Raw genomic sequence first — 14044 nt, 5'->3', positions numbered from 1 at the left:
CGACCAGGAAGGTGTCGGCTTCCTGGTCGACGCCTCACCGCAGCCGCCAGCGGCAGAGTCCCCGACCAGGACACCCGGCGGGGCCAGCACAGCCCGGCCAGACCCAGCCCGGCCGCCGGACTCGGCCCGCTCACGCCTGCCTCCCCACGTCCGAACGCGGCGGAGCCCCCACGATCTCCCTGGCTCTGGTGTCACACTCCGGACACGTCCACCACAGCCAGGGAACGTCGCCCTCACAAGCCTCCACCGTCCGTCCACACAATGTGGACACCACCTGCCCCCCTCGGGAAACTGCACCCGCCCAGCAGGCACCACATCCTTACTGACATGACGCCCCTCATCAGCGGGCACCCACGTAAACGGAATCTGAGGCATTTGTTCATTCCTTGCTGATTCGATCGTCAGTTACGCGAAACAGCATGACGCTAATCAAAACAAAGATACAATCCCCTGAACGTGGGATCGTCCGAAGTACACCCATCTGGTTAGCATTTGTTTCATGCGGCGAAACAGTGGAGGAACACCGAAAGCGCGGGCACTGGGCGCAGAGCTACGCGAAGTACGAAACAACGCAGGCTACAGCCTGCGTGATCTCGCCAAAGAACTCGAAGTGAGTCACGTACGGCTGCAACGCTACGAATCCGGCGAAACAGTTCCCTCATCCGAACTGGTCGCTGCCTACCTCACGACTCTCGGCGTGCCCGCTCAAACGCGGGATCGACTCACGAACATGGCCCGTGACGCGGACAAGCTCGACTGGCTGTCAACCGCCACCTCCGGAGCCCGCAAGGAACTGACCACGCTGATCGAGTTCGAGCGCAACGCCAGCCACATCACCGACGTGTCCACCGGAGTAGTTCCCGGTCTGCTGCAGACGTCGGACTACGCACGGGCAGTCATGCAACATCTCTCGATCGACGAGATCGAAACGATGGTGCTCATGCGGGTCGGTCGCCGCGAAATCCTCATGAAGCCGAACGCGCCACACCTGACATGTTTCATTTCCGAAGCGGCTCTGCGCGAGTCCATCGGCGGCCACGCGGTCATGGCCGAACAGCTCCGGCATATCGTGAAGATGAGCGAGTGGAGCAACGTCGACGTGCGTGTGGTGCGCATCGGAGCAACCTCGCTCCACCCGGCGCACATGGGCTCGTTCGTCCTGTTCGAGTTCCCGAAGGCCACGCCGATCGTGCACATGGAGCACTACCACTCATCGGTGTCCCTGCACAACCCGGGCACCGCGAAGGCCTACCAAGATGCGGTTACTAACCTGCACGACGTGGCGATGAGTCCCGAGGCGTCGGCAGAGTTCATCGCCAACTGTGCAGACGAAAAGGAGACCGACAGTGACGGTACACCCTAAGGGCTGGCGCAAGTCGAGCCGCTCGGGCCAGCGCACCAACTGCGTCGAGGTCGGCCGCGTCGGTGACGGCGCCGCCATACGCGACACCAAGAACCGCTCGGCCGGGTACTTCACCACCACTCGCGGCCAGTGGACCGCGTTCCTGGAGGCGGTCAAGAACAACCGCTTCGAGTGAGTCCGTAACGACAGCACGGCGCCCCCGAGACTTCTGAAGTGGTCCCCGGGGGCGCTTTTTCGTGGCATGCCCAGTCTGGGGACGGGGTAGGTGGCCCGATTTTGCCTGAAACCGGCCCACCCCGGCCCCATCCCCGCGTGCGCAGGGAGCACGAGGCCGGGGTGAGCGAGGGTTTGATGGCTGCGGGTCCATCCCCGCGTGCGCGGGGGGCACGCGGAAGTCTAGCCGCTCGAACCGCAGGACGCCGGTCCATCCCCGCATGCGCGGGGAGCACGTCGGCACCCGGTGGGGCGAGATCGGGCCGGATGGTCCATCCCCGCATGCGCGGGGAGCACATGTACCGCGAGAAGTTGATTCGCCTCGGCGTGGGTCCATCCCCGCATGCGCGGGGAGCACTGGAGGAGCTGCGCAACCATCTCAACCGCAGCAGGTCCATCCCCGCATGCGCGGGGAGCACGAGGAGCTCATCAGCGGCGCCGACCTGTTGGAGGGTCCATCCCCGCATGCGCGGGGAGCACTTGAGTATTGCCGTCGTTGCCTTGAACCCCTGGGGTCCATCCCCGCATGCGCGGGGAGCACTAGAACACCACGGGAGAATACGAGCGTCGGGAAGGTCCATCCCCGCATGCGCGGGGAGCACTCAACAGGCTCAGGAACACTGGGGGCGCTTTGAGGTCCATCCCCGCATGCGCGGGGAGCACACTTCGTGACCTGCGATCTTAACAGTACTTTCCCGCTGTGGGAATCACTTTTGGTTCGGCGCGGTCGGAGGCGGACCCGCTCGGAAAACGGGCTCACCCGGAGAACTGCGACATGTCGGTGATCTTCCACGTGCCGTCGCGTTTCTGCGCCCGCACCGTGAGCTGGGCGGGGTACACCCCGCTCTTTCCGTTGGCCGTGCTGGTGGCGTCCTGGTTGACGAACAGCAGCACCTCGGCACGGTCGTCCTGCAACAGGGTGACCCCGGCGTTGGTGACGGTGCTGGTGAGCACCATCTTCTGTTCGGGGGCCTGCTCGCGCACCGTTTCGAACATGGTCTCGTACTGCTCGACGGCCTCGTCGGTCAGGAACTTCTCGGCGGCCTTGTCCGTCTTCTCCACGTTCGAGTAGTCGTAGGAGAACAGCTTCTCCACGGCGGTGCTGATCCGGCCCTTGACCTCGCTGGTGGCGGCCTCGTCCACGAGCGCCTCGTTGGCCGCCGGTCCTTCGTGGCGCAACGAGTGCGCCTCCTCGTGGAACCAGTAGGCCAACCCGGCGATCCCGAGGGCCAGCACCAGCAACACCGCGGCCACCGTCGTGGGCCTGCTCGACGGAGCGAACCAGCCACCACGCCCGGAGCCGCCCGCCGTGGGCCGCGCGGCCGTGTCCTCGCCGGTCTCCACCGCATCCACCTCGGAGTCCTCCGCTCTCTCGGAGTCCCACTCCGCCTCGGAGGGTTCCGGGGTGACCGCCTCCGGGGTCCCGCTGTCCTCCTCGTCCCGTGTCGAGGAGCCCCGCGCGTGCTCGTCGGAGTTCCCGTGCTCGTCGGAGTTCCCGGCCTCCTCGGCCTCCCCGGCGTCGGTGAGGGTTTCCGGATCCGGCCGGTGCCGCTCGGGAACGTCGGTGTCCCGTTCCTCCTCGGGCGCGGTCTCCCCCTCGGCGGGGCGCACGCCGTTCTCCCGCGTGCCGGCCTCCTCGCGGGCGGAAGCACGGTTTCTGGTCCCGGCGACACGGGGCTTGCGGGAGGGAGCGTCGCCGCGGCTGCGTGCGGCGCGACGTGGAACGTTCACGGCGTCTCCTCGAAACGACTCGAAACCGCCGGGGCCGCCCGGACCTCTCCGGCGGGATGCTCGGACGAACCTGTCACCACTGGCCCGTGGTGCGGGCTTCCTACAGCGCGGTCGGGGTCATCCTGCTCATCTTCCACTTCTGGTCCGTTCTGGTGAGTTCCACGCGAACCCGCCAACGACTGGTCGACGGCTTGCCCCCGTCGAGCGTTCGTGTGATCTTGTAACCGGCGATCATCCGGGCCTTGCCCGCGCGGACGTTGAGTTCGGTCAGGGCCGCGTCCAGCACTTTCGCCCGCATGACGGCCTTCTTCTCGGTGATCTGCCCGACACGCTGTTCACGGCTGTTCTCCAGCACGTCACGCAGCGGCCCGGTGGTGCCCCGCAACGCCCGGTCCATGTCCCGCTGCGCCCGGTTGTGGTCGATCGAGTTGTAGTTGATCACCGCCTGCCTGCCCGCCCGCAGCACCCGGTCGCGGGTGGCCGCCAGCTCGACGGAGGAGTCGTGGGCCGCCAGTGCCCAGGAGACACCGAACCAGCCCGCCGCGAGCACGCTGAGCGCCAGCAGCGCGGCGGCGGTCGGCACGGTCCACCACCGTGCGGGCCTGGTCTTCGGTGAACCCGTCGTGTTCATGGGAGTCCTTTCCCGACTCGACAGCGGTGTTCGGTCACGGTCCTTGCTCCGGGGACCGGCTTGCCCGGTCCGACCGGTGGACCGCGCCGAGGCCGGAAGCTCTGCTCGCTCGTGCTCAGCGTCGCCCCTCGGGGGCGTTGCGGGCCCCGCGCACCGTGGTCGGGCTGTCCTCGGGAACCTCGCAGCGCGCGTCACTGTTCAGCGGAACCGGGGCGAGTTCGTTGCCCGCGCGGCGTTCGGTTCCGTCGTAGACACAGGGCAGCGGGTCGAAAACGTTGAGGGCCAGTCCGAAGTGCGCGGTGCCGTCGCCGGGGGCGACGGTGAACCCGCCCGCCGTGATGGCCGGGTAGGTGACGAACATCTGCTCCAGCCCGGCGTTGTTGTCCGCCAGGGCCCGGGCGGTGGGAACCCCGTGGGTCAGCAGCGCCGAGACCTCCGGGCCGGTCTCGTCCAGCACCTCGCCGAGCTGACGCGCGGTGCCGGGGCCACGGCGCAGCACCTTGCGGACGTCCCCGTCGGAGGCACGCAGCTGTTCGGCGACCAGCCGCAGGTCCGAGCTGAACGAGCGGATGGCCGAGGACTGCTCGTTCTGGGTGGCCAGCACCGTGGTCGCGTCGGCGAGCAGTTTCCTGGTCTGGGGCAGGTGGCGCTGTGCCTCGGCGGTGAACTCCTCGGTGGTGTCCAGCACCCGTTGCAGGTGCTGGCCGTTGCCCTCGAAGGCGGTTCCGAGTTCGTCGACCACGGTACGCAGCGAGTCCTCCGGCACGGACTCGACGAGGGAGTTCACGTTGTGCAGCAGTTCCTCCACCGGCAGCGGGGTGCTGGTGTCCCGTCGTCGGATGACCGAGCCCCCGTGCAGATAGGGCCCGCCCTCGCCGCGGGGGCGCAGGTCCACGTACTGCTCGCCGACCACCGAACGGTTGGCCACCACGGCCCGCACGTCGGCGGGGATCTCGGGCGCGGAGGGTTCGATGTCCAGCGGCACCTCGACGCCCTCCTCGGTGAGTCGGAGTTCGCCGACCCGTCCGACCCGCACCCCCCGGTAGGTCACCTCGGCGTTGGAGAAGACCCCACCCGAGCTGTCCACCTTCATCGTCACCACGTAGCCCCGTGGCCCGAACAGCCTGTCCAGCTCCGCGTACCTGGCCCCGGCGTAGCTGACACCCACCAGGGCCACGACGAGGAAGGCGGCGATCTTCGCGCGTGCTCCGCGGGTGAGCATCAGTCACCTCCGAACAGGAAACCCAGCGGCCCGTCGCCGCCGGAGTCCGGTTTCCGCTGTTGTTCGTTCTGCGAGCTCGGGGCCTCCTTCCGCTGTTCCTCCGGCGGCGCGGGTGCGGAGTCCTCGCCGGACAGCGGCAGCGGCAGGTCGGGAAGCTGGGAGCTGGAGGACTCGCCGGGAAGGTCGATCAGGGGTTGTCTGCTGCGTCCCAGGTTCTCGGCGATCCGGCTCAGGTTGAGGTCGGCGTCGATGTAGAGGTTGGTGTAGTCGCCCTTGATACCTCCGACGGCCGAGTCGGTGAACGGGTAGGTCAGCAGCACCTCCAGCGACTTCGGCAGGTCCGACCCGGCCGCGGCCAGGTTGCGCAGCACGGGTTGGAGCTGTCGCAGGTTGTGCAGGATGTCCTGTTTGGTCTGGTTGACCACCTCGGTGGCCACCCCGGAGAGCCTGTCCAGCGACTCCAGCATGGTCACCAGTTGTTCGCGCTGGTTGTTCAGCACCTCCAGCCCGGGGCGCAGGTCGGTCAGCGCGGTGTCGATGTTGTCGCGCTGTCGGCGCAGCGTGGCGCTGAGCCGGTTCACGCTGTCCAGGGCGGCGGTGATCTCGTCCTTGTTGGCGTCCAGCTCCCCCACGAGCTGGTTCATGTTGTCCAGCAGCCCGCGTATCTCGGCCTCGCGGCCGTCGAGGGCCTTGTTCAGCTCGGAGGCGATGTTGTGCACCTTGCCGATGGCTCCGCCGTTGAGCAGCAGGGACAGGGCGCCGAGCACTTCCTCGACCTCGGGGCCGCGTCCGGTGCGTTCGATGGGGATCACGTCGCCGTCGCCGAGGCTGCCGGTGGCCCGTTCCGTCTCCGGCGGCGGGTACAGCTCCACGTACTTCTCCCCGAGCAGACTGGACTGTTCGATCTTGGCCAGCGCGTTCTCCGGGAGGTCGACCTTCGAGTGGACCACCATGGTCACTTCGGCCTGCCAGGAGTCGTCTCCGAGGTCGACCTCGGAGACCCGGCCGACCGGGACGTCGTTGACCCGCACGCCCGCGTTGGGGACGAGGTCGGTGACGTCGTCGAAACGCGCCTCGACCGTGTAGGGGTCGCCGCCCACGTCCGCCCCGCCGGGCAGGGGCATGCTGTGCACCCCCTCGAAGTCGCCGAGCCCGCAGCCCGCGGTGAGCAGCAGCGGCGCGAGCAGGACCGACACCACCGCCGAGCGCGGGCCGCGGTTCGTGCGCGGGGATCCGTCCGCCTTCGCCATCAGCCCTGTCCTTTCGAGCCGGTCCCGTCCGAGTCGCCGAAGAGCCTGTCGCTGCTGTGCTTCAGCGGCAGCGGAAGGTCGGGGCGCCCGCCGCGTTGCAGCTCGGAGATCGTCTCGGCGGGGTTGGGCAGCTGTCCGCCGTTGCCCAGGAACTCCCGCACCGACTCGCAGCCGGAACTCAACCCCCGGGGCACCTCGACGGCGCGGGCCCGCTGCCCGCCGCCTTCGGGGCGGATCTGGCGGAACAGCTTGCACAGCAGCACCAGCGGCGGTTGGCGCAGTTCGTTGAGGTTGGCCCTGGTGTCCAGGGTTCCCGAGGCGGCGTTGTAGGAGTTCTGTAGGTTGCCCAGCGCCAGCGGGGCGTTGGTCAGGGTTTCCCGCAGCGCGGCGTTCTGTTGGGAGACCACCTCGGCGACCGAGGCGAGCTGCTCGACGTTGCTGTGCACCTTCTCCCGGTTGTCCCGTACGAAGGAGTTCACCCTCTCCAGCGCGACGGCCAGTTCGGACAGTGCCCGGTCCAGGTCGTCGCGTTGGCCGGCCAGCAGGCTGTTGATCTCGCGCATCTGGCTGTTGAACCCGCGCACCTGCCCGTCGTTGTCGGCGAGGTTCGAGGTGATCTTCTGCAGCTTGTCGACCGTGTCGAACAGCTCCTCACTGTTGCCGGACAGGGTGTCGCCGAGTTCACCCAGGTCGCGCAGGGTGGTGGAGAGCAGCTTGCCGTTGCCGTCCAGGTTCCGCGCGCCGGTGTCGAGCAGGTCGCTCAACGCCCCGTCGGAGTTGGCCCCCTCCGGGCCGAGCGCGGTGGACAGTTCGTTGAGGCTCTCGTAGACCTCGTCGATCTCCACGGGGGTGACGGTGCGTTCCAACGGTATGGTCGCGCCGTCGGAGAGGGTCGGACCGCCCCGGTACACCGGGGTGAGCTGCACGAAACGTCCGCTGACCACGCTGGGCGAGATCACCGCGGCTTTCGCGTCGGCGGGAATCTCCAGGGTGCGGCGCACGCTCATCTCCACCCGGACGCGCCGGGGCTGGGGGGTGACCGTGTCGATGCTGCCCACGCGCACACCGAGCACCCGGACTTCCCCGCCCTCGTAGAGACCCACGGCGTTGTCGAAGTAGGCGACGACGCGCCGCTGGTCCACTCCGACGAACACCCACCACACGGCTGCGCTGACCAGCAGCGCGAGCACACTGCTCAGCGCGATCGCGCGGGTGATGGGAGGTTTGCCCGATCGGCTCATGGCAGACACCCCTCCTGGTTGACCGGCCCGACGGCGGGTGGCAGCAGCCCGCACAGGTAGACGTCGAACCAGCGCCCGTTGCCGAGCACGTTGGAGAACAGCCTGGTGAACGGGGCCATGCGTTCGATGGTTTCGCCCAGGTTCCGTTGGTTGTCACGCAGCAGCTTCGTGACCTCGTCGAGCTGCTTCAGGGCCGGTTGGATCTGGGACTGGTTGTCCTCGACCAGACCGGTGAGCTGGCGGGACAGTTCCTCCACCCCGTCGAGCAGGGACCGGATGGCGTCCCTGCGCTGGCGCAGTTCGGCCAGCAGGTGGTTGCTGTCGCGCAGCAGCTTCTCGATCTCGGTGTTGCGTTCGGCCACGGTCGTGGCGACCCTGCTGGTCTTGCCGAGCAGTTCCTTCAGTTTCCGGTCCCGTTCGGACACGGTCTCGGACAGTTGGGACAGTCCGCGCAGGGTGCCGCGCATGTCCTCACCGGTGCCGGAGAAGGTCTCCGAGAGGGTGCGGAAGCTCTCGGCCAGTTGGCCGGTGTCGACCTCGTCGACGGTCTCGGACAGCCGGCTGAACGTCTCGATCACGTCGTAGGGCGACATGGTGCGCCGCAGCGGGATCGGTTCGGAGTTGTCCTGTTCCGCCTCCCCCCGGGTGTCCAGGGCGAGGTACTTCTTGCCCAGCAGGGTTCCGACCTTGATGGCGGCGTGGGTGCGGTCACCGACCCAGGCGTCGGAGACGTCGAAGGTCACCTTCACGTGCCCGCCGTCGAGGTCGACCCCCTGGACCGTGCCGACCCGCACCCCGGCGATGCGGACGGTGTCGCCCTCGGCGAGCCCACCCGCCTCGCTGAAGTGGGCCGTGTAGGTGGTTCCGGAGACGAAGGGCAGGCTCTTGTAGTTCATCGCGAGCAGAAACCCGAGCGCCAGCACCAGCAGCCCGGCCACCCCCGTGATGACGGGATCTCGCTTCTGGAAGGATTTCATGATCGGCACCTCGGCTGGGTGACCGGCATCAGTGGCAGGGGCAGTTCGGCCTCGCCGATGCCGACCGTGCCGGACAGTTCGCACACGTAGAAGTTGAACCAGGAGCCGTAGCTGGCGGTCCTGGTGATCGTGGTGAGCTTGTCCGGGGTGGTCTGCAGGAAGTCGCGGACCTCCTCCTTGTTCTCGTTGAGGTTGCGGGAGACCTCCCGCAGCCCGGCGATGTCCTGGCGCAGCGGTTCGCGGGCCCGCCCGGCCAGGTCGGCGGTGGTGTTGGTGAGCTCGTCCATGGCCGCGACGGCGCTGCCGACCGTGTCGCGGTCGGCGGCGAGTCCGGAGACGAGTTCCTGCAGCGTGGCCACCGACTCGGACAGCTGCCGCCGCCGCTGGTCGACCGTGCCCAGCACGCTGTTGAGGTTGTCGACGACCTGGCCGATCACCTCGTCCTTGGCGGCGATGGTCTCGGTCAGCGAGGCGGTGTGCGCCAGCAGGCTCCGCACGGTGCCGGACTGGCCCTGCAACACCTGGATGATCTCGAAGGAGAGCTTGTTGACCTCCTCGGGCGACAGTGCCCGGAACAGCGGTTGGAAACCGCCCAGCAGCGCGTTGAGGTCCAGCGGCGGCCGGGTCCGCTCCACCGGGATGGTCGCGCCCCGTTGCAGGTACTCGTCGACCTCGCCGGTGCCCTGTTCCAGGGCGAGGTAGCGTTCGCCGATCAGGTTGCGCCACTGGATCTCGGCGCGTACCGAGCGGGGCAGCCGCCGCTCGGAGACACTGAAGTCCACTTTGGCCGTTCCGTGGCGGACCAGCTCGATGTCCTCCACCTGGCCGACCCGCACTCCCGAGATCCGCACGTCGTCGCCGGACTTGAGCCCGGTGACGTCGGTGAACAGCGCCGAGTAGGTCTCGGCCGAACGCAGCCCGCTGTTGGAGATGGTCAGCACCAGGGTGCCGGTGGCCAACACGGTCACCAGCACGAAGGCGGCGAACTTGACCAGCGGTCCGGTGACCGAACGCCCGTTCATCGGTAGCTCACCTCGTTTCCGCGCAGCAGCGGGCCGACCAGCAGCGAGCTCCAGTCGGGCACCTCGTCGGGCTCAACCCCCAGACTCGGGGCGAGCACGGTGGCGATGAACCTCTGCTCGGCCGCGGAGTTGGCCAGCTCGCCGCCTCCGTCCACCGACTGGGGCGTGGTGCTCGCCGCGGTGTCCTGCTCCCGCTGGCCGGTGGGCAGGTACTCCTCCCCTCCGGAGGGAGGGTTGAGTCCCTCGTTGGAGGTCCGCGCCGGCGGCGGCTTGTAGGAGCCGTCCTTGACGGGACCGTCGGGCGGATACTGCGGGAAGGGGCTGGGTGCGTTCTCGAAGTTGTAGCAGCGGGGGCCGCGTTGGTCACCGTAGACCGGTTCGTCCCGGCCGGGGACGTACTTGCCGCGGTCGGAGGTGATCTCGAGGGTGATGTGCAGCCCGGGTTCGTCGGTGCCCTTGCCGAAGGCCCGGTCGATCCGGGGGACGAACTCGGCCATGTCCCGCAGGAAGCAGCGGTACTCGGGGGCGTACTCGGCCAGCACGTCCAGGGTGGGCCGCGCCGAGGAGTTGATCCGGATCAGGTTCTCGCGGTTCTCACGCAGGAACCCGTTCAGGTTCTCGGAGGTCGCGGTGGTCCGCTCGGTCAGTTCGGACAGTGCGGCGCGCTGTTCGACCAGCGTCTTCGAGGTGGTGGTCAGGTCGCGCAGCGCGGTGAGCACGTCCGGGGCGGCCTCCTCGTAGGTCTCGGCCACCCCCACCAGTTCCCGGAGGCTGCGTTCGAGGTCGGGCAGGGCCGGGTTGAACCCCTCCAGGTAGCTGTTGAGCCGGCTCAGGGTCCGCCCGAGGTCCTCGCCCCGCCCGTCGAGGGCGGTGTCCAGCGCCTCCAAGGTGCTCGCCAGCTTCGAGGGCCGCACCGCGCGCAGCACCTCGAGCGTCTCGGAGAGCACGTTCTGCAGTTCCACCGAGGCCTCGGTGCGGTCCTGGGTGATCACGTCCCCGTCGGACAGCGAGGACCGCGCCGGTTCCTCCGGGATGCTCAGTGACACGTAGCGCGAACCGAACAGCGAGGTCGGCAGCAGCCGCGCGGTCACGTTGGCGGGAATCTTGTCCGCCTTGTCCGGCTCCAGGGCCAGTTCCAGCACCGCCCGCCTGCCGTCGGCGTCGACCTCGCGCACCTCGCCGACCCGCATCCCGCGCACCTTCACGTCCGAACGCGGGTTGAGCTGGTTGCCGGTGGAGGAGGCACGCAGCCGCACCTCCACCGCCGGTTCGAAGGCCTTCCTGTAGACGGCGACGGTCAGGCTGACGAACAGCACCATGCTCATCAGCAGCGCCACGCCCATGAGGCGCCGGGTGACCGTGTTCGCCTTCCCGCGCCTGCTCATCCCGCGATCCTCACCGTGGTCGTGGAGCCCCAGATGGCCAGGCTCAGCAGCAGGTCCAGTACCGCCGTGGACACGATCGCGGTGCGCACGGCGCGGCCGACGGCGACGCCCACCCCGGCGGGGCCACCGCTGGCGCGGTAGCCGAAGTAGCAATGCGTCATGATCACCACCACGCTGAACACGAGCACTTTGCCGAAGGACCAGAGCACGTCCTCCGGTGGCAGGAAGAGGTTGAAGTACGTGTCGTAGGTACCGGCGGGTTGTCCGTGCACGAAGATCGTGACCGCGCGGGAGGCCAGGTAGGAGCTGAGCAGCCCGAGCACGTACAGCGGGACGACGGCCACGAACCCGGCCACCACCCGGGTGCTGACCAGGTAGGGCAGGCTGGGGATGCCCATGACCTCCAGCGCGTCGATCTCGTCGGAGATGCGCATGGCCCCGAGCTGGGCGGTGAAACCGGAGCCCACCGTGGCCGACAGCGCGAGCCCGGCCACCAGCGGGGCGATCTCGCGGGTGTTGAAGTAGGCGGAGACGAACCCGGAGAAGGCGGCGGTGCCGAGCTGGTTGAGCGCGGCGTAGCCCTGTAGTCCGACCACCACCCCGGTGAACATGGTCAGCCCGATCATCACGCCGACGGTGCCGCCGATCACCGCGAGCGCGCCGCTGCCGAAGCTGACCTCGGCCAGCAGCCGCAGCACCTCCCGGAAGTAGCGCAGCACCGCCTTGGGGATCCAGGCCAGCACCCGCAGGTAGAAGGCCATCTGCTCGCCCAGCTCGTCCAGCGTGCGCAGCGGGCGGGTCGCGATCCGGCGCAGGCGCCGGGGGATCGTGGTCATCGCCCTCACATCCTCTGCGCCGGGAAGATCTGCAGGTACAGCAGCGTGACGATGAAGTTCACCGCGAACAGCAGCAGGAAGGTGACCACCACCGACTGGTTCACCGCCTCACCCACTCCTTTCGGCCCCGGCGGCGGGTTGAGCCCGCGGTAGGCGGCGACGACTCCGGCGATGAACCCGAAGACCAGCGCCTTGAACTCGCCGACCCAGACGTCGGACAGTCGGGCCAGCGCCCCGAAACTGGCCATGTAGGCCCCGGGGGTGCCGCCCTGCATGATCACGTTGAAGAAGTAGCCCCCGAGCACTCCGACGACGCTGACCATCCCGTTGAGCAGCACCGCCACCAGCATCGCCGCGAGCACGCGCGGCACCACGAGCCGTTGGACCGGCGAGACCCCGAGCACCTCCATCGCGTCGATCTCGTCACGGATCTTGCGGGAGCCGAGGTCGGCGCAGATCGCCGAACCCCCGGCCCCGGAGATGAGCAGCGCGGTGACGATGGGGCTGGCCTGCTGGATGATCGCCAGCACGCTGGCGGCCCCGGTGAACGCCTGGGCGCCGAGCTGCTCGGTCAGCGAGCCGAGCTGGAGCGCGATGACGGCGCCGAAGGGGATGGCCACCAGGGCGGTGGGCAGGATCGTCACCCCGGCGATGAACCAGCACTGCTGGACGAACTCGCGGAACTGGAAGGGGCGTTTGGGCAGCAACCGGAGCACGTCGAGTCCGAGCGCGAAGAGCCGGCCGGTCTCGCGCAGGGCACCCGCTCCGGGAAAGGTGGCGCGGGTGGGTGTGCTCACCGCTCACCCCGCTTGCGGAACCAGCGGCGTCTGCGGCCTCCCACCGGTTCGGGCTCGGCCTCGCCCGCGGGCGGTTCCGGGACGGACCGGGGATGCGGGGTGGGCCGGGGAACCCGCCGGGCCGCGTTCTGCGACCACACACCAGCCCCCTCGTCCGGAGCGGTGTCCGGTGTGGACTGTTCCGGGAGGGTGGCGATGCGGTCGGTGGGCAGGTTCTCCGTGGGGAGGGTTCCGGAGAGGCCCTGCCCGGCGGGGGCGTCCGGAGTGCCCAGTCCGTGCCGGGCACGTTCCTCCGGCGGAAGACTGTTGATCACGGCCTGTCTGGCGCCGGGGGCGAGCGTGTCCAGCTCGGAGATCACCCGCTCCTGCCTGCGGTGGACGGCGGCCCTGTCGGGCACACCCGCCGACACCCCGAGCTGGGGGATGATCTCGGGGACTCCGCTGTCCGCGCCGAGCGCGGCGAGTTCGGCCGCGGTCTGGCCCGCGTCCTTCTCCTCGCTCATGCCGATGGGTCCCGCCCTGCGGCCGTTGAGGAACTGTTCCACGGCGGGCTCGGTGGAGGTCAGCAGCATCTCGCGCGGGCCGAACATGGCCAGGTGCCGCCGGTAGAGCATCCCGATGTTGTCGGGGACGGTGCGGGCGGTGTTGATGTCGTGGGTGACGATCAGGAACGTGGCGTCGGTCTGCGCGTTGAGGTCGACGATGAGCTGGTTGAGATAGGCGGTGCGCACCGGGTCGAGTCCCGAGTCGGGCTCGTCGAACAGCACGATCTCGGGGTCGAGCACCAGGGCGCGGGCCAGCCCGGCGCGTTTCTTCATCCCGCCGGAGATCTCACCGGGCAGTTTGGTCTCGGACCCGACGAGGCCGACCATCTCCATCTTCTCCCGCACGATGCGGCGGACCTCGGTCTCGCCCTTGTTGGTGTGCTCGCGCAGTGGGAAGGCGATGTTGTCGTAGAGGTTCATCGAACCGAACAGCGCGCCGTCCTGGAACAGCACGCCGAAGAGCTTGCGCACCTCGTAGAGCTGGCTCTCCGAGCAGTCGCAGACGTCCACCCCGTTGATGACGACCCTGCCCCGCTCCGGGGTGAGCAGTCCGACCAGCGCCTTCAGGAACACCGACTTGCCGGTCCCGGAAGGACCGAGCAGCACGCTGATCTCGCCGGTGGGCAGGGTCAGTGTGACGTCGGACCAGATGTTCTGCGACCCGAAGGACTTGGACAGCCCCTCGACGGTCACTTCGACACCCATCCGCACCTCCGCGTCGCTTGTCGGCACCCGCACCGGCCCTTCCGGTGTGGGCTCGGGCAGCCAGTCCCTTTCGTGTGACACGACTAACCTGTGTAGAACGTGTCACACCCCCAACGAGGCGGATGT

General features: G+C 68.6%; 13 protein-coding genes and 1 CRISPR repeat array. Of the genes, 2 read left to right on the top strand and 11 right to left on the bottom strand.

All coding sequences use genetic code 11. The features are described from left to right. Window positions 1-499 precede the first annotated feature (499 nt). Window positions 500-1363 (top strand): helix-turn-helix domain-containing protein, encoded by an 864-nt coding sequence (locus ACTMO_RS0101050; RefSeq protein WP_084791987.1) that lies wholly within the window; start codon window positions 500-502, stop codon window positions 1361-1363. After that, window positions 1347-1538 carry a DUF397 domain-containing protein gene (locus tag ACTMO_RS0101045; RefSeq protein ID WP_019852793.1) on the top strand — a complete coding sequence of 64 codons (192 nt, stop codon included), beginning with the start codon at window positions 1347-1349 and terminating at the stop codon, window positions 1536-1538. The genes ACTMO_RS0101050 and ACTMO_RS0101045 overlap by 17 nt, the downstream gene beginning before the upstream one ends. 124 nt (window positions 1539-1662) lie before the next feature. After that, window positions 1663-2239: direct repeats of the CRISPR family, unit length 28 nt; unit sequence GGTCCATCCCCGCATGCGCGGGGAGCAC. 93 nt (window positions 2240-2332) lie between these two features. On the opposite strand, the gene ACTMO_RS21795 is transcribed toward ACTMO_RS0101045, so the two are convergent. The 11 genes from ACTMO_RS21795 to ACTMO_RS0100990 all read right to left on the bottom strand — a co-directional run bounded on the left by ACTMO_RS21795 (window position 2333) and on the right by ACTMO_RS0100990 (window position 13918). After that, window positions 2333-3307, bottom strand: a complete 975-nt coding sequence (locus tag ACTMO_RS21795) for a hypothetical protein (protein WP_019852792.1) — start codon at window positions 3305-3307, stop codon at window positions 2333-2335. Between the two features lie 100 nt (window positions 3308-3407). Then, window positions 3408-3938, bottom strand: coding sequence for a hypothetical protein (locus ACTMO_RS0101035; protein ID WP_019852791.1), 531 nt, complete (start codon window positions 3936-3938; stop codon window positions 3408-3410). 115 nt (window positions 3939-4053) lie between these two features. Further along, on the bottom strand, window positions 4054-5160 hold the full coding sequence (locus ACTMO_RS0101030) for an MlaD family protein (RefSeq protein WP_019852790.1): 1107 nt from the start codon (window positions 5158-5160) through the stop codon (window positions 4054-4056). After that, on the bottom strand, window positions 5160-6410 hold the full coding sequence (locus ACTMO_RS0101025; protein ID WP_019852789.1) for an MCE family protein: 1251 nt from the start codon (window positions 6408-6410) through the stop codon (window positions 5160-5162). The genes ACTMO_RS0101030 and ACTMO_RS0101025 overlap by 1 nt, the downstream gene beginning before the upstream one ends. Continuing rightward, window positions 6410-7651 (bottom strand): MCE family protein, encoded by a 1242-nt coding sequence (locus ACTMO_RS0101020; RefSeq protein WP_019852788.1) that lies wholly within the window; start codon window positions 7649-7651, stop codon window positions 6410-6412. The genes ACTMO_RS0101025 and ACTMO_RS0101020 overlap by 1 nt, the downstream gene beginning before the upstream one ends. Further along, window positions 7648-8628: an MCE family protein gene (locus ACTMO_RS0101015; protein ID WP_019852787.1), complete on the bottom strand. Its 981-nt coding sequence runs from the start codon at window positions 8626-8628 to the stop codon at window positions 7648-7650. Before ACTMO_RS0101015 ends, ACTMO_RS0101020 begins: the two co-directional genes overlap by 4 nt. Beyond that, window positions 8625-9650, bottom strand: coding sequence for an MCE family protein (locus ACTMO_RS0101010; protein WP_019852786.1), 1026 nt, complete (start codon window positions 9648-9650; stop codon window positions 8625-8627). Before ACTMO_RS0101010 ends, ACTMO_RS0101015 begins: the two co-directional genes overlap by 4 nt. Continuing rightward, the gene (locus ACTMO_RS0101005; protein WP_019852785.1) at window positions 9647-11035 is read right to left on the bottom strand and encodes an MCE family protein; all 1389 of its coding nucleotides are present in this window, start codon (window positions 11033-11035) and stop codon (window positions 9647-9649) included. The genes ACTMO_RS0101010 and ACTMO_RS0101005 overlap by 4 nt, the downstream gene beginning before the upstream one ends. After that, window positions 11032-11871: an MlaE family ABC transporter permease gene (locus ACTMO_RS0101000; RefSeq protein ID WP_019852784.1), complete on the bottom strand. Its 840-nt coding sequence runs from the start codon at window positions 11869-11871 to the stop codon at window positions 11032-11034. Before ACTMO_RS0101000 ends, ACTMO_RS0101005 begins: the two co-directional genes overlap by 4 nt. Window positions 11872-11876: 5 nt before the next feature. Continuing rightward, window positions 11877-12668: an MlaE family ABC transporter permease gene (locus tag ACTMO_RS0100995; RefSeq protein WP_019852783.1), complete on the bottom strand. Its 792-nt coding sequence runs from the start codon at window positions 12666-12668 to the stop codon at window positions 11877-11879. After that, the gene (locus ACTMO_RS0100990; RefSeq protein WP_084792272.1) at window positions 12665-13918 is read right to left on the bottom strand and encodes an ATP-binding cassette domain-containing protein; all 1254 of its coding nucleotides are present in this window, start codon (window positions 13916-13918) and stop codon (window positions 12665-12667) included. Before ACTMO_RS0100990 ends, ACTMO_RS0100995 begins: the two co-directional genes overlap by 4 nt. Between the last annotated feature and the right edge of the window lie 126 nt (window positions 13919-14044).

Source organism: Actinopolyspora mortivallis DSM 44261, from assembly GCF_000384035.1.
GTDB classification, from domain to species: Bacteria; Actinomycetota; Actinomycetes; order Mycobacteriales; family Pseudonocardiaceae; genus Actinopolyspora; species Actinopolyspora mortivallis.
The sequence above is the reverse complement of the archived record's forward strand: the minus strand, read 5'-3'. Positions and strand labels throughout refer to the sequence as shown.

What these genes read in the sequence shown, in the direction of transcription:
- ACTMO_RS0101005 (WP_019852785.1), bottom strand. Translation starts at nt 11,035, where the DNA reads ATGAGCAGGCGCGGGAAGGCGAACACGGTCACCCGGCGCCTCATGGGC.
- ACTMO_RS0101025 (WP_019852789.1), bottom strand. Translation starts at nt 6,410, where the DNA reads ATGGCGAAGGCGGACGGATCCCCGCGCACGAACCGCGGCCCGCGCTCG.
- ACTMO_RS0101030 (WP_019852790.1), bottom strand. Translation starts at nt 5,160, where the DNA reads ATGCTCACCCGCGGAGCACGCGCGAAGATCGCCGCCTTCCTCGTCGTG.
- ACTMO_RS0101035 (WP_019852791.1), bottom strand. Translation starts at nt 3,938, where the DNA reads ATGAACACGACGGGTTCACCGAAGACCAGGCCCGCACGGTGGTGGACC.
- ACTMO_RS0101020 (WP_019852788.1), bottom strand. Translation starts at nt 7,651, where the DNA reads ATGAGCCGATCGGGCAAACCTCCCATCACCCGCGCGATCGCGCTGAGC.
- ACTMO_RS0101015 (WP_019852787.1), bottom strand. Translation starts at nt 8,628, where the DNA reads ATGAAATCCTTCCAGAAGCGAGATCCCGTCATCACGGGGGTGGCCGGG.
- ACTMO_RS0100990 (WP_084792272.1), bottom strand. Translation starts at nt 13,918, where the DNA reads ATGGGTGTCGAAGTGACCGTCGAGGGGCTGTCCAAGTCCTTCGGGTCG.
- ACTMO_RS0101010 (WP_019852786.1), bottom strand. Translation starts at nt 9,650, where the DNA reads ATGAACGGGCGTTCGGTCACCGGACCGCTGGTCAAGTTCGCCGCCTTC.
- ACTMO_RS0101050 (WP_084791987.1), top strand. Translation starts at nt 500, where the DNA reads ATGCGGCGAAACAGTGGAGGAACACCGAAAGCGCGGGCACTGGGCGCA.
- ACTMO_RS0101000 (WP_019852784.1), bottom strand. Translation starts at nt 11,871, where the DNA reads ATGACCACGATCCCCCGGCGCCTGCGCCGGATCGCGACCCGCCCGCTG.